Source organism: Rhodoferax sp. RT5P35 (assembly GCF_056521385.1).
Genome location: NZ_JBWMAX010000004.1, coordinates 265,174 through 279,782, shown reverse-complemented (window position 1 = coordinate 279,782; position 14,609 = coordinate 265,174). Strand labels below are relative to the sequence as shown.

9 protein-coding genes and 1 pseudogene are annotated in these 14,609 nt (G+C 64.5%); 3 read left to right on the top strand and 7 right to left on the bottom strand.

The window, feature by feature from the left end; all coding sequences use genetic code 11:
* The first annotated feature begins 10 nt into the window (after positions 1-10).
* Complete coding sequence (locus AC097L_RS07915) at positions 11-637, top strand: response regulator transcription factor (RefSeq protein WP_295955245.1); 627 nt, start codon at positions 11-13, stop codon at positions 635-637.
* A 13-nt stretch (positions 638-650) separates the two neighbouring features.
* Here the strand turns inward: AC097L_RS07915 and AC097L_RS07910 are convergent, their stop codons facing one another.
* Positions 651-788 carry a hypothetical protein gene (locus tag AC097L_RS07910; protein WP_479585753.1) on the bottom strand — a complete coding sequence of 46 codons (138 nt, stop codon included), beginning with the start codon at positions 786-788 and terminating at the stop codon, positions 651-653.
* 94 nt (positions 789-882) lie between these two features.
* Here AC097L_RS07910 and mltA point away from each other — a divergent pair, with 94 nt between their 5' ends.
* Positions 883-2,013, top strand: a complete 1,131-nt coding sequence (mltA, locus tag AC097L_RS07905; RefSeq protein ID WP_479585749.1) for a murein transglycosylase A — start codon at positions 883-885, stop codon at positions 2,011-2,013.
* A gap of 85 nt (positions 2,014-2,098) precedes the next feature.
* Here mltA and AC097L_RS07900 read toward each other — a convergent pair whose 3' ends face one another.
* The 6 genes and pseudogenes from AC097L_RS07900 to AC097L_RS07875 form a co-directional block, all read right to left on the bottom strand.
* Entirely contained in the window at positions 2,099-3,472 is a 1,374-nt protein-coding gene (locus AC097L_RS07900; protein ID WP_479585746.1) for an efflux transporter outer membrane subunit, read from the bottom strand.
* Positions 3,472-5,455, bottom strand: a pseudogene (locus AC097L_RS07895) (MacB family efflux pump subunit). Before AC097L_RS07895 ends, AC097L_RS07900 begins: the two are co-directional and overlap by 1 nt.
* Positions 5,456-5,457: 2 nt before the next feature.
* Positions 5,458-6,648, bottom strand: a complete 1,191-nt coding sequence (locus AC097L_RS07890; RefSeq protein ID WP_479585742.1) for an efflux RND transporter periplasmic adaptor subunit — start codon at positions 6,646-6,648, stop codon at positions 5,458-5,460.
* A gap of 271 nt (positions 6,649-6,919) precedes the next feature.
* Positions 6,920-9,262: a PhoX family protein gene (locus AC097L_RS07885; protein WP_479585738.1), complete on the bottom strand. Its 2,343-nt coding sequence runs from the start codon at positions 9,260-9,262 to the stop codon at positions 6,920-6,922.
* A gap of 509 nt (positions 9,263-9,771) precedes the next feature.
* The gene (locus tag AC097L_RS07880; protein WP_479585735.1) at positions 9,772-10,080 is read right to left on the bottom strand and encodes a BON domain-containing protein; all 309 of its coding nucleotides are present in this window, start codon (positions 10,078-10,080) and stop codon (positions 9,772-9,774) included.
* A 291-nt stretch (positions 10,081-10,371) separates the two neighbouring features.
* On the bottom strand, positions 10,372-10,839 hold the full coding sequence (locus AC097L_RS07875) for an Lrp/AsnC family transcriptional regulator (RefSeq protein ID WP_479585732.1): 468 nt from the start codon (positions 10,837-10,839) through the stop codon (positions 10,372-10,374).
* Positions 10,840-10,964: 125 nt separating this feature from the next.
* Here AC097L_RS07875 and AC097L_RS07870 point away from each other — a divergent pair, with 125 nt between their 5' ends.
* Entirely contained in the window at positions 10,965-14,510 is a 3,546-nt protein-coding gene (locus AC097L_RS07870; RefSeq protein WP_479585729.1) for an indolepyruvate ferredoxin oxidoreductase family protein, read from the top strand.
* Positions 14,511-14,609 lie beyond the last annotated feature (99 nt).

The following is a 14,609-nucleotide window of genomic DNA, read 5'->3' as shown; positions in this document are numbered from 1 at the left end:
TGAGGCCCTGATGCAACCCGTACAAGATGCCACCGTGTTCATCGTCGATGACGATGCCAGCGTGCGTGATGCGCTGTCGTGGTTGCTGCGTTCACGCGGGCTGTTCAGCGAAGGATTCCCCAGCGCCGAGGCCTTCGAGACCATGCTGGCCACCGGCTTTGTGCCGCGACAGGCCTGCTGCCTGCTGCTGGACGTGCGCATGCCCGGCATCAGCGGGCTGGCGCTGTTTGACAAGCTGATTGCCCGCGGGCTGCACCAGCCCATGCCGGTGATTTTTTTGACCGGCCACGCCGATGTGCCGACGGCTGTGGATGCAGTCAAGCGTGGGGCTTTCGACTTTTGCGAAAAACCGTTTTCTGACAACGCGCTGGTGGACCGCATCGAGCAGGCCCTGGCCCAGTCGGCCCTGAACTTGCGCGCCCGCGATGGCCGCCAGCGCCTGCAAACCCGCCTGACCGAACTGACCGAGCGCGAACGCGATGTGATGCGGCTGGTGGTGCTGGGCCTGCCCAACAAGCTGATTGCCGACCAGCTCGACATCAGCGTGCGCACGGTGGAGGTGCACCGGGGCCGGGTGTTCGACAAGATGGAAGTGAAGTCGGCCGTAGAATTGGCCAATTTGCTACAAAAAATGTAGCTACTGGCGTAGGCTAATCCTGCGCTGGAGGCTTGTTTTCTTTAGATTTCTCCACGATTTCGCCATTTTTGCGGCCCGAGAACATGGTCCACCAGACAATCAGCACCAGCGTCAACCCGGCACCCAGCGCTTCCAGTAACAACAACACCATGCTTCGACTCCTTCTAGATTTTTTCCGTGCGTGCGGCGTACACCGTGCCGTTCTGGCCGCGATTGTAGGAACTCTGGCCGCCTGCGCCACCCGCATGCCCGAACCCCCGGGTCCTGCCACGCCTACCCTGCCCACCACCGTGCCTGGCCTGCCCGAAGCTCCGCCCTATTCCCCGTCTTACTCACCGCCTTACACCGTGCCCGGCGACACCGGCCCGTTGCCTCCGCCCATCACCCAGGGCAAAAGCCGCTGGACAGCGGTACGCTGGGCCGAGTTGCCCGGTTTTGGCCAAGACGCGCTGCATGAAGCCTGGAACGCCTGGATCAAAAGTTGCGAACGTCCTGGCCCGGTCCAGGCCCCGCTGTGCAAAGAGGTGCGCCGCCTGAGCATCGGCAGCGGCGATGAGCAGCGCGCCTGGATGGTCGCCCGGCTGCAGCCTTACCGCGTCGAGTCGCTGCAAGGTGTGGCCGATGGCAAGCTCACCAGTTATTACGAGCCGGTGCTGCGCGCCAGCCGCGTTTCGGCACCGGGCTTCGACACGCCGCTGTACCGGCCACCGGCCGGTCTGGGTAACCGCAAGCCCTGGTTTACGCGCCAGGAAATCGAAACGCTTCCCGAGGCCCGCGCGGCGCTGCAAGGCCGCGAGATCGCCTGGTTGTCCGACCCGATTGATGCGATGTCACTGCACATCCAAGGCTCGGGCCGGTTGGCCATCACCGAACCCGACGGCACGCAGCGCACCGTCCGGGTGGCCTTTGCAGGCACCAACGACCAGCCGTTTCGCAGTATCACGCAGTGGCTCAGCGACCAGGGCCAGGGCAGCATGGCCGCGCCCTGGACCGAGTCCACCAAAGCCTGGGTGGCGCAGAACCCGCAGCGTCTGCAGTCGCTGATGTGGAGCAACCCACGCTATATTTTTTTCCGTGAAGAGGTGTTGAGCGAATTCGACGCGGCCTTTGGCCCCAAAGGCGCACAAGGCGTCGCGCTTACGCCGGGCCGCTCGATCGCGGTCGACCCGCAAAGCATTCCGTACGGCACGCCGGTGTGGCTGGCAACCAGCGGCAACACCTTGCAACTGCAAAAACTCGTCTTCGCGCAAGACACCGGCAGCGCCATTCTGGGCGCCGTGCGCGCAGACTATTTTGCCGGCACTGGCCCCGAAGCGGGCGCACTTGCCTCGCGTGTCCACCAGCCTTTGAAGCTGTGGGTGCTGTGGCCGAAGTAGGTGTACGAATCGCAAGCCATTTTTTACATGAAATAAGCCTCTGGCGCAATAAATATATACGCTAGTAGCTATGTTAAATATAGCATCAAGGCGCGGCGGATAGCACCGCATCCCCGCCCAGCGCCAGCACCAATGTGGCGTGGTTGTTGAACTGGTTCAGGCGGTTCTCGGCCAGGGCGATCTCGGCGCTGCGGCGGCTTTCCTGGGCATCCAGCCACGGCTTCAGGGCTACGGCGCCGGCGCGATAGCGCACTTCGTACAGGCGCTCGGCTTGCGTGGCGGCCTGCAGCGCCTGGGTGAGCAACACGGCCTGGGCGCGGTACTGTTGGCGGGCGGACAAGGCGTTGTCTACATCGCCCAGCGCGGTGTACAGGGTTTGGCGGAAATTGACCACGGCCGCTTCGCTCTGCACCTGGGCGATCTGGATGTTCAGGTCCATCTCTTTTTGGTTCAAAAACGGCAGGCCCAGGCCTAGACCCAGGCTGGCCACCGGGTTGCTCAGCAGGTTCAGCAGCGCCGTGCTGCTGGTGCCCAGCGCGCCGGTCAGCGTCAACGCCGGGTAGTAGCTGGCGCGGGTGGCGGCAATATTGGCGTGGCTCTCGCGCAGGCGCAGCTCGGCGGCGCGCAAATCGGGGCGGCGGGCCAGCAATTCGGCGGGCAGGCCTGCGGCCACGTCGGGCAGGGTGCTGGTGGGCAATGTCTGGGGCTGGGCCGGTGGAGTGCCGGGGGCGGTATCGAACAGAAGGGCCAGGGCCGTGTTGGCGGCCACGGCCTGCTGCTGCAGGGTGGTGTGGCTGGCCTGCAGGTTGAGCAGGCTCTGCCGGGCTTCGGCCAGCTCCAGCCCGCCCACGGCACCGGCATTGGCCTGGGCTTGCACCAGCTGCAGGGTTTTTTCGGCGGTGGCGATGCTTTGCAGGTTGGCGCTCAAGCGCTGGTTCAGGTAGCCCAGCTGCCAGTAGAGCTGCGCCGTGGTGCCCACCAGGGCCAGGGCGGTGGCGGCACGGTCTTGTTCGGTGGCGCGGGCTTCCCACAGGGCCACGTCGCGCTGGCTGCCCAGCTTGTTCCACAAATCGACCTCGTAACTGGCACCCAGGCTGGCACCGCTGCTGCGGGCGGTACTGGCGTTGCCATTCAGGGCGCGGCTGGCGCCGGTATTCAGGCTGCCACTGAAGTTGGGCCGGTTCTCGGCCAGCCCGGCCTGCAACTGGGCCTGGCGCACTTTGATGGTAGCGGCGGCCAGGTTGTTGTTGCGCTGCAGGGCCTGCGCGACCAGCTGGTCGAGCACCGGGTCGTTGAAACGGGTCCACCACGGGGCGCTGCCCGTGACTGCGGTGGCGCTGGCGTATTGCCATTGCGTGGGCACCTGGGTCACGGGTGCGGTGTAGGGTGTTTGCAGGCTGGCGCAGCCGGAGAGCAGCAAGGTGCAGAGCAGGGCGGTTTTGGAATTCAGCAGGTTCATCATTCGCGGGCCAAGGCCTCTACCGGGTTGAGCTGGGCCGCATTGCGGGCAGGCAGGAAGCCGAACACCACGCCGATCAGGGTGGAGCAGGCAAAGGCCGCCACCATGGAGCTGGTGGAATAGACCATCTGGAAGCTGGTGCCCAGCAGGCTGAAGCCCCAGCCAATGGCCAGCGACAAGGCAATGCCCAGCAGCCCGCCCAGCAGGCAAACCAGCACTGCTTCGATCAAAAACTGCTGGCGGATGTCGCTTTGGCGTGCTCCCACGGCCATGCGCACGCCGATCTCGCCGGTGCGCTCGGTCACCGACACCAGCATGATATTCATCACCCCGATGCCGCCCACCACCAGCGAAATCAACGCGATGGCCGAGATCAGCAGGGTCAGCACCTGGGTGGTGCTTTCAATCGTCTGGCGGATGGTGTCGGTGTTGAGCACATAAAAATCCACCACGCCGTGGCGCTGCTTGAGCAGGCGGTTGACCCCGGCCTCGGCGGCCTTGGACGAGGCATCGTCGCTGACCCGCACGGTGATGGAGCGCAGGTAGCCCTGGCCCAGCACCCGGCGCATGGCGGCGGTGTAGGGGATGTAGACGTTCAAGGCCTCGGCATTGCCAAAGCCGGACTCGCTTTTTTGTGCCACGCCCACCACCCGAAACGGCACGCTGCCCAGCAACACCACCTGGCCCACCGGGTTGGGGTTGGTGGGGAAGAGCTGCTTGCGGCTGTTGTCGTCGATCACCACCTCTTGCGCCAGGTTGGCGATGCTGGCGGCGTTGAAAAAGCGCCCCTGGGCCAGCTTCACGCCCTTGACGCGAAAATACTGCTCGCCCACGCCGTTGATGTTGCCGGTGACCGCCACATTGCCAAAGCGCAGCGTGGCCGAGCTGGAGGCGGTGGGGGTGACGCTGTCCACGTACACCTGCTGGGCCAGCGCGTCGGCATCGGCGGGCACCAGGGTGCGCACCCGGCCCGCCCGCTGGTCGCCAAAGCCGGTGCCGGAAAAAATCTCGATGGTGTTGGTGCCGATGGAGCTGATGTTCTTCAGCACCTGCAGGCGCGAGCCCTCGCCCAGCGCCACCACCGACACCACCGAGGCGATGCCGATGATGATGCCCAGCATGGTCAGAAAGCTGCGCAGCGGGTGTGCGCGCAGGGCCAGCACGGCCATGCGGAAGGCTTCGGTAAATCGGCCCCAGGCGGCCGCCCAGCCTGCCTGGCCAGCGGGAGGCGCGGGCAAGGTGGGGGCGGTACGGGGTGGCTGGGTTTGGCGGTCGGCAATGATTTCGCCGTCGCTGATCTCGATGATGCGCTGGGCGTGTTCGGCTACCTGCATGTCGTGCGTCACCAAAATGATGGTGTGGCCTTCGGCGTGCAGCTCTTGCAGGATCTTCATCACCTCGGCACCGCTGTGCTTGTCCAGTGCGCCGGTGGGCTCGTCGGCCAGGATCACGCTGCCGCCGTTCATCAGCGCGCGCGCAATGCTCACCCGCTGCTGCTGCCCGCCGGAGAGTTGGCCGGGCTTGTGGCGCATGCGGTCGGCCATGCCCAGGCGGCCCAGCAGGGCGGCAGCACGCTCGTGCCGTGCTGTCTTTGCCCGCGTAGATGGCGGGCACCTCCACATTGCCCAACGCGCTCAGGTCGCCCAGCAGGTGGTAGCGCTGGAAGATGAAGCCAAAGTGCTCGCGCCGCAGTTCGGCCAGCGCATCGGGGCCGAGTTGGCCGGTTTCTCGCCCGGCGACGCGGTAGGAGCCGGTGGTGGGCCGGTCCAGGCAGCCCAGAATATTCATCAGCGTGGACTTGCCCGAGCCGGACGCACCGACGATAGCAATCATCTCGCCCGCGTGGATTTGCAGGTGCACGTCTTTCAGGACGGCAATGGTTTCTTCACCGGCGGGGAATTCCCGCCGCAAGGCGGTCAACTCCAGCAAGGCGGTGGGTTTCAGCAGCGGGCTGGAGGTGGTTTTTGGACTGGGGTTGTCCATCCTTACATCCCCGGGGGCCGCATGCGGGGACTACCGCCGCCACTGCCCGGGGCCGCCGCCGCCGCTTCACCCACCACCACGCGCTCGCCTGCGGCCAGACCGTCCAGGATCTGGGCGTTGACGTTGTTGTTCAGCCCCACCTTGACGCTGCGCGGCACGGCCTGGCCTGCACTGTCCACCACCCGCACGCTGCTGCGGCCGTCGCGGTCGCGCTCGCCCAGGGCGGCCGAGGGAATGCTCAGCACCTGCTTGGCTTCATTGAGCACGATGTTGACCTGCGCCGTCATTGAAATCCGCAGCAGGCCCTCGGGGTTGGGCACGTCCAACAGGCCGTTGTAGTAGATGGCGCTGGCACTGGTGGTGGTGGCCGTGGTGGTGTCGGTCAGGATGGAGTCGGGCGCGGGCTCTACGGTGCGCAAGGTGGTGGTGTAGCGCTTGTCGGGCGCGCCGAGGATGGTGAAGTAGACCTTTTGGCCGGGCCGCACGCGCACCACGTCGGCCTCAGAAATCTGCGCCTTCACGGTAATGGTGTCCAGCCGCGCCAGCTTGATGATGGTGGGCGTGCTCTGGTTGGCGTTGACCGTCTGGCCCTCTTGGGCGACCAGGGCCACCACCACTCCGTCGATGGGGGCCAGGATCTGGGTGTAGCCCAGGTTCAGCCGCGCGGTGCTGACGGCAATTTGCGCCTGGGTAATCTGCGCCTGTGCCGCACCGACCTGGGCACGGGCGGTTTGCAGGGCGGCATCGGCGGCTTCAAAGGTTGCGCGGGCACTGGCATCGGCCGCCAGCAAGGTTTTTTCACGCTGGTACGTTAGTTCGGCCTGCTTGAGGGTGGCTTTTTGCACCAGCAGCTGCGCCTGCACATTGGCCAGCGCGGCCTCGTTGGTGCGCAGGTTGTTTTGCTGGGTGAGCGAGTCGATCTCGGCCACCAACTGGCCTTTTTTGACCGTGTCGCCCAGGGCGACTTTCAGCGACTTGATTTGTCCTGAGGCCTGCGCGCCCACGCTGACCTGCTTGAAGGCCTGCAGGGTGCCGGTCGCCAGCACCGCCTGCTCCAGGTCGGCCAGGGCGGCGGCGGCGGTCACGAAGTCGGGTTTTTTGGGTGCCGCAAAGAACAGCAGTTTGGCAGCGACGGCCACTACCAGAATTGCCAGGGCGGCCAGGGCGTAACGCAGAGGGGTGTTTTTGGGCATGGAGTGGGGAAAAGCGGGCGCTGGTAAAAAAGCCAGCACCTACTTTACATAAGCACCTGCACGCCCCGGTGGCACTTCCGCAAAGCCCTTTTAAAGCTAGCCGCCTATGGGATGGGCGGCGCGGGTTAAAAAGGGCTGCCAGCCCGGTCTCTGCGCCCTGGGGCTTGCTATGCATTTAGATAAAAATTATGGGCGCAAAATTGGCAGATAGCGCATGCACCCTATGCGCTATCTGCTATCAAAAAAGGTGATTTTTTGATAAATACGCAGCTTACAAGCCGATCACACCACCGTCGTTCTTGGTGATCATCACCGTGGCCGAGCGGGGACGGGCGCTGCTGCTGCCCGGGCCGTAGGCGGCCACACCGGCACCGTTGCCAGGCCAGTGGCTCTCGTACTTGGTCGGGTCGCCGATGTTGGCGGCGGCGGTGTTTTCACCCGGGTGCTGGATGTTGATGAACAGGGCGCGTCCGTCGGGGGACTCGGCCACGCCGGTGACTTCGGAGCCCAGCGGTGCGGTCAGGAAGCGGCGGAAGATGGTGTCGTTCATCTTCTTGCCCGCGAAAGTGTCCACCGCTACTGCCGCGGTGCCTGCGGTGCCGGGTTTGCCGTTGGCCTGGTTGGTCACGGTGACCTTGCCGCCGTCGCCGTAGCTGCCGGGTACCGCTGCCAGCAGCATGCAGTTGGTCACATCGGTGTAGGCGTTGTCGTCGGTTTCGATCCACAGGATGCCGCTGGCCTTGGAGAACCAGCAGCCGTCGGGCTTGGACAGGTCGTTCACCGAGGTGAGGCCGGACAGGTTCACATTGGCCTGGTAGTTCACGTTGTCTAACCCGATATCGGCCGTGGCCTGGCTGGCGAACAGGTAGATGTCCCAGTTGAAGGTGGTGGCCGATGCCAGGTTGCCGGTTTCGCGCATGCGCATCACCTGGCCGTTGACATCGCCCTTGAGTGTGGTGGCGGTGGCGTTCTGGCTGGAAACGCCTTTGTTGTCCAGCCAGTAGCGCGGGAAGGCCGGGTCTACATCGGGGTTGGGCTGGTTGTTGCCGCTGGTGGTGCCCACCGCGCCGCGGTCGGGGTTCTCGGTCATGGTGATGTAGATCTCGCCATTGCGCGGGTTCACGGCCGTCCACTCGGGGCGGTCGCACTTGGTGGCGCCGGCGGCGTCGGCGGCCAGGCGGGCGTTGACCAGCACGTCGGCCAGGTCGGCAAAGGCGTAGGCGCTGTTGCCGCTGATGGCGGTGTTGCTCAGGTCCAGCTTGAGCCAGGTGCCCGAGCCGTCGGCGTTGAATTTGGCGGCATACAGCGTGCCGTTGTCCAGGTACTTCGCACCCGTGGCCAGGCGGTCGGCGGGGTTGGCGTCGGCGGCCGACCAGACGGCGGTGGAGACGTATTTGTAGACGTATTCGCTGCGCGAGTCGTCGCCCATGTAGAAGGCCAGCGGCTGGCCGACCACCGGGTTGCTGGGCCAGGCACCTTCGTGCGCAAAGCGGCCCAGGGCGGTGTGCTTCACCGGGGTGGAGGCGGGGTTGTACGGGTCGATCTCGACCACCCAGCCAAAGGTGTTGTGGGTGTTACGAAAGTCGTCGGTACCGTCGGTGGAGGCACCCAGTTTGCTGGCATCCCAGCGGGCGTATTCGGTGCTGCTGCTGTCGGCGGGCACCACGGTGGCCCAGCGTTGGCCGCCGCCAGCGCCCTGGGCCAGGCCGATGCGCTTGAAGGCGGTGCGTTCCTTGGCGCTGCGCAGTGCGTCGTCGGCGCTGCCGCGGCGGAAGAAGCCGGCAAAGTTTTCTTCGCAGGTCAGGTAGGTGCCCCAGGGGGTGTAGCCGCTGGCGCAGTTGCCAATCATGCCGCGGGTAGCGGTGCCGTCGGTCGAGTATTTGGTTTTCAGCAGGGCCGAGCCCTTGGCCGGACCGCCAAACACCATGGGGGTGCGCGGTGTGATGCGGCGGTTGAAGCTGGATGCCTTGACCACGCCAAACACACCGGCGGTCTTGCTGATTTCGATGACCGACGCGCCGTGCGCTTCGACTTCTTTCAAGGCCTCGGCTTCGGGGCGGGGGCCTGCGCTGGAGGCGATGTTGGTCTGGCCGTTGGGGTGCATGAACTGCACCGTGCCGTTGATGGCTTCGTGGTTGATAGCCATCAGCGCGCGGGTGTTGCTGGTCTGCGAGGGCGAGCCGTCGGTGCCCAGGCCAAAGTAGTGCATGCCGTCGTGGTGGTCGCCGCTGCGGCGGGCGAAGTTGCTGTCGGTGCCGTCGTTTTTGTAGTCGCTGACAGTGCTGTCAATGGAGTCGCCGGTAGCGTAGATCACGGTGGCGGTGTAGCCCGCGGGCACGGTAACGCGGTCCACCAGGTCTTTGGCCACGGCGGTAAAGCCCAACACGGGCGGCAACACCGGCGCGACCACATCGTCGTCACCACCACCGCAGGCCGTCAGCCCCATGCCGCCCAGGCTGGCGGTAGCCAGTGCGCCCACGCCAGAGCGCAGCAACTGGCGGCGGCCCATGGGGGCAGCCATCACGTCTTGCAAATGGGCGTTGTGGCTGGGGTTGTTGTCGAGTTCGTCAGGGTCGGTAAAAGCGGTGCTGGGGGTGTGGGTAAGTGTGTTCATCGTGTGTCTGCAACGTATAGGATTTGTAAAGTTGCAGGTTACACACGGGGTATGACATCTTTGTGAAACCCCTGGGGGCCAACAGTTCAGAGCTACTTTCAGGAGGCCATAAAAAAAGCCCCTGCTGCATGTTTGTATATGCGGCAGAGGCTTTAACCGGTCACATTGGGGCCAGCCTTCGGGGCGCTGGACCGGGGGTATCCGGAACACAGGACATGGAATTGCGCAACGTCCGGCCAGAGGGCCGCAAACCTGCCAGCTGGGCGCTGCGCAATTCCTGGAAAACCACTGGCTCGTTGTGGAGCTTTTGGTATGAGGGGATTTTGTATACGGAGTGGGTGGCTTGTGTGTCGGATCTGGGGGCTTGTGTTGCATCTGTCATGTTCACCCAGGGTGAATGGCTAAAGCCAGGATCAGGCATGGCGCCCCATGCCATAAAAAAGCCCGCTCTACCGGAATGGCTTCCGGTAGAGCGGGCTAGGTGCACCGCAGTGGCGGAGTGGACTTGTTTAGTCGTTGGTGTCGCTGGAGAAGGTGCGCACAGTGCTGAAGGCATTGGCCACACCGGGCACGGTGCTGGCCACATAACGGGCCTTGGCTTCTTCTTGCGGGCCTTGTGCCCAGCCGTGCAGGGTCACGGTGCCGTTGCTGGCTGTGACGGTCACGTCTTTGGCATCGCTACCCAGCGAGGTGCTCAGGGCGGATTGCACCGAGTTGGCCAGATCGGCATCGTTGCCAGCAGCGTGGGCGGGAAGGAAAGCGCCAGCAGCCAGGGCGAACAAAGCGGAAGCGGCGATACGGTTAATGGAGCGGGTCATGGTGGGGTCCTTTGGGTAGTTACACCAATATTGGTGCGATGGAGTGATCTTCCCAAGCGGCCACGACCTTTGTGTGTCGGCAACCTGCAGGCTGTGTTGCAAGTGCAATCTAGGGTGAAACCCTAGGATTCATGGATTGCTATCTTTAAAATAGCTACTTGTGTAGACGGTGTATACGTTAGAAGCTTAAAAAGCTTGGGTATGGCGGGTGTGGCTATACAGGCCATAACAGACTCCAGCCCGGGCAGTGTCTGCGCAGATTTCTATTAAAGGTAAGCCATGAAATGCCTGTCACCCCAAATGCCCCAGCGGCAACACCCCATTCCCCTTCACCTCCCCCAGTGAAAAGCTGGTGTGCAAATCCTTCACATTGGGCAGATTCACCAGCACCTGCCGGGCAAACTGGCTGAAGGTATTCAAATCCCGCGACACCACCTGCAGCTCAAAGGTGCCGGTGCCGCTGATGTAGTGGCAAGACACCACCTCAGGGATCAGGCGGATCGCGTCTTCCAGGCCTTGCAGCGCGGGGCCGCTGTTTTGCACCGCATCCAGCCGCACAAAGGCCAACACGTCCAGGCCGATCTTGTGCCGGTCGATCTCGGCCCGGTAGCCGCGTATGTAACCCGCTTCCTCCAGCGCCCGCACCCGCCGCCAGCACGGTGCTGCGGACAGGCCTACTCGCTGGGCCAGCTCGGCGTTGGTCAGGCGGGCGTTGGCTTGCAGGGCATCCAGAATCAAAAGGTCAAATTTATCGAGCATGGAGTTTTTTAAGCAAGGTTCTTTCGCATAGTAGGCGAATGCGGGCAAAGAACGCAAAGACTTTTCAGGGGTACAGGCATACACTTTTCCGACAAGCGCAGCCTACTGCGCAGGAGACAAACACGATGAATGCACCCCTACCCGAGTCTCTGCGCAAGGCCCTGGAAGCCGCCTCGCTGGACGACAAATACAGCCTGGACTTTGGCCCGGCTTTCATGAGTGGGGTGCAGGCCCTCGTCAAGCTGCCCATGCTGCAGCGCCAGCGCGATGCACGGCAGGGGCGCAATACGGCGGGCTTCATCAGCGGCTACCGGGGGTCGCCGCTGGGCACCTACGACCAGGCGCTGTGGAAGGCCGAGAAGTACCTCAAGACGCAGAACATCGTGTTCCAGCCGGGGGTGAACGAGGAACTGGCTGCCACGGCGGTGTGGGGCACGCAGCAACTGGGCTTTTCGCCGCCGGGCACCAACAAGTTCGACGGTGTGTTTGGCATCTGGTACGGCAAGGGGCCGGGGGTAGACCGCTGCTCTGACGTGTTCAAACACGCCAACATGGCGGGCACCACCGAGTTTGGCGGCGTGATTGCCGTGGCGGGCGACGACCATATTTCCAAAAGCTCCACCGCCGCGCACCAGAGCGACCACATCTTCAAGGCCTGCGGGCTGCCGGTGTTCTTTCCGGCCAATGTGCAGGAAATTCTGGACTTGGGCCTGCACGCCTTTGCCATGAGCCGCTTCTCGGGCGTGTGGGCGGGCATGAAGACCATCCAGGAAATCGTCGAATCCAGCGCCACCGTGATGGTGAACCCGGAGCGGGTGGCGATCAAAATCCCCACCGACTTTGTGATGCCTGCGGGTGGCCTGCACATCCGCTGGCCCGACCACGCGCTGGAGCAAGAGGCGCGGCTGATGCACTACAAGTGGTATGCCGCGCTGGCCTACATCCGCGCCAACCGGCTGAACTACAACGCCATCGAGGGGCCGAACGACAGGTTTGGCGTGATCGCCAGCGGCAAGGCCTACAACGACACCCGCCAGGCGCTGCTCGACCTGGGGCTGGACGACGCCACCTGCCACCGCATCGGCCTGCGCCTGCACAAGGTGGGCGTGGTCTGGCCGCTGGAGGCGCAGCTCACCCGCGAATTCGCCACCGGCCTGCAAGAGATTTTGGTGGTGGAAGAAAAGCGCCAGGTTATCGAATACCAGCTGAAAGAAGAGCTGTACAACTGGCGCGCCGACGTGCGGCCCAATGTGCTGGGCAAGTTCAGCGAGCCCGAGGGTGACTTTAGCGGCGGCGAATGGTCCATGGCCAACCCCACGGCCAACACTTTGCTGCGCGCCAACGCCGACCTGTCGCCCGCACTGGTGGCCCGGGCCATCGCCCAGCGCCTGCACAAGCTGGGCATGCCGGAAGACGTGGCGGTGCGCATCGACGCGCACATCGCCCTGCTGGATGCCACAGACCGTGCCATGGTGCTGCTGGATGCCAGCCCGGCCCAGGCCCGCCCGCCGTGGTTTTGCAGCGGCTGCCCACACAACACGTCTACCGTGGTGCCAGACGGTTCGCGGGCCATGGGCGGCATTGGCTGCCACTTCATGGCCACCTGGATGGACCGCAGCACCGTGGGTTTCACCCAGATGGGCGGTGAGGGCGTGCCATGGGTGGGCCAGCAGCCCTTCACCACCGACCAGCATATTTTTGCCAACCTGGGCGATGGCACCTACTTTCACAGCGGCCTGCTGGCCATCCGCCAGGCGATTGCGGCGGGGGTCAACATCACCTACAAGATTTTGTACAACGACGCGGTAGCCATGACCGGCGGCCAGCAGATCGGCGAGCGGCCAGAAGGGCACTCGGTGGTGCAGATAGCCCAATCGGTACGGGCGGAAGGCGCTATCAAAACCGTAGTGGTGACGGATGAACCTGAGAAGTACCAAGGCATCGCGCTGCCGGACGGCGTGGAGGTTAAACACCGCGACCTGCTGGACGAGATCCAGCGCGAGTTCCGGCAGATCAAGGGCACCACCATCCTCATCTACGACCAGACCTGCGCCACCGAAAAGCGCCGCCGCCGCAAGCGCGGCACGGCGGTGGACCCGGCCACGCGGGTGGTGATCAACCCCCTGGTCTGCGAGGGCTGCGGCGACTGCGGCGTGCGAAGCAACTGCCTGAGCGTGGAGCCGCTGGAAACGCCTTTTGGACGCAAGCGCCAGATCAACCAGTCCAGCTGCAACAAGGACATGTCCTGCGTCAAAGGCTTTTGCCCCAGTTTTGTGACCGTGCAGGGCGGGCAACTGCGCAAGAAAAAGCCTGCGCAGGCGCTGTCGCCTTTCACCGGCAGCCCGCTGCCCGAGCCGGTTCTACCGAGTACCGCCGGTGTCTGGGGCATTGTGGTGGCGGGCGTGGGTGGCACCGGGGTGATCACCCTGGGCCAGTTGCTGGGCGTCGCCGCGCACCTCGAGGGCCGGGGCATCGTCACCCAGGACGCGGCGGGCCTGGCGCAAAAAGGCGGGGCCACCTGGAGCCACGTGCTGCTGGCCGACACGCAGGACGCAATCCGCACCACCCGGGTGGGCGCGGGCGCGGCAGATTTGATTCTGGGCTGCGACCCGGTCGTCGCTGCGGGCAAGGAGACCCTGGTGCGCATGCGCCCGGGCCGCACCCACGTGGCACTGAACACCCACACCGCACCCACGGCCGCCTTTGTGCACAACGCCGACTGGCAGAACCCCACGGCAGCCTGCACCGCCGAGATCCTGCGTGCCGTAGGGCCGGACGGCATGGCCAGCTTCGATGCCGAGGCCGCCGCCCAGCGCCTGATGGGCGACAGCCTGTACGCCAACCCCATGCTGCTGGGCTACGCCTGGCAAAAGGGCTGGGTGCCGCTGCGGCTGGATTCGTTGCTGCGCGCCATCGAGCTCAACAACATGGCGGTAGAAGCCAACAAAACCGCCTTCGCCTGGGGCCGCCGCGCCGCCGTCGACCCCGCCAGCGTGGCTGCTCCGCCACAGGCCATGCAGTGGCATGCCCGCGAGCCGCTGGATGCCATGCTGCAGCGCCGCGTCACGTTTTTGACCGGCTACCAAAACGCCGCCTACGCCGCCACCTACAGCGCCTTCGTGGCCCAAGTGCGCCAGGCCGAGCAGCCCTTGGATGCCCACCTTCCGCTCACCGAGGCAGTGGCCCGCTACCTCTTCAAGCTGATGGCCTACAAGGACGAGTACGAGGTGGCCCGGCTGCACACCGACCCGGCCTTCCTGGCCGACATCCAGGCCCAGTTCGAGGGCGACTTCCAGCTCCACTACCACCTGGCCCCGCCGCTGCTGGCCAAAAAGAACGCCCAGGGCGAGCTGCAAAAGCAAAAGTTTGGCCCCGCCGTGCGCATTGCCTTCCAGTTGCTGGCCCGGCTCAAAGGCCTGCGCGGCACGCCGTTCGACCCGTTTGGCTACCAGGCCGAGCGGCGCACCGAGCGGGCGCTGGTGGCCAAGTACCAGGACAGCATCACGCAACTGCTGCCGCGGCTCACGGCGGCCAACCACGCGGCGGCCCTGGCCGTGGCCCGCATTCCGGAGCAGATCCGCGGCTACGGCCATGTCAAGGCACGGCACCTGGCGGCGGCGCGTATCCAGTGGGCGGCTGCGCTGGCAGCTTTCAAAATCAGCACAAAATAAGGCTCTAGCGCATATTTTATATACGCTGATAGCTATTAAAAATATAGCAACCCTGCGGGGCCATGCCTATGGCAAGCCCCGATTCCGAAGCGCGAACTC

Excerpts from the sequence above, each read along its gene's own strand:
- AC097L_RS07880 (WP_479585735.1), bottom strand. The coding sequence starts at position 10,080 with ATGACCCGCTCCATTAACCGTATCGCCGCTTCCGCTTTGTTCGCCCTG.
- AC097L_RS07890 (WP_479585742.1), bottom strand. The coding sequence starts at position 6,648 with ATGCCCAAAAACACCCCTCTGCGTTACGCCCTGGCCGCCCTGGCAATT.
- AC097L_RS07915 (WP_295955245.1), top strand. The coding sequence starts at position 11 with ATGCAACCCGTACAAGATGCCACCGTGTTCATCGTCGATGACGATGCC.
- AC097L_RS07875 (WP_479585732.1), bottom strand. The coding sequence starts at position 10,839 with ATGCTCGATAAATTTGACCTTTTGATTCTGGATGCCCTGCAAGCCAAC.
- mltA (WP_479585749.1), top strand. The coding sequence starts at position 883 with ATGCCCGAACCCCCGGGTCCTGCCACGCCTACCCTGCCCACCACCGTG.
- AC097L_RS07900 (WP_479585746.1), bottom strand. The coding sequence starts at position 3,472 with ATGAACCTGCTGAATTCCAAAACCGCCCTGCTCTGCACCTTGCTGCTC.
- AC097L_RS07910 (WP_479585753.1), bottom strand. The coding sequence starts at position 788 with ATGGTGTTGTTGTTACTGGAAGCGCTGGGTGCCGGGTTGACGCTGGTG.
- AC097L_RS07885 (WP_479585738.1), bottom strand. The coding sequence starts at position 9,262 with ATGAACACACTTACCCACACCCCCAGCACCGCTTTTACCGACCCTGAC.
- AC097L_RS07870 (WP_479585729.1), top strand. The coding sequence starts at position 10,965 with ATGAATGCACCCCTACCCGAGTCTCTGCGCAAGGCCCTGGAAGCCGCC.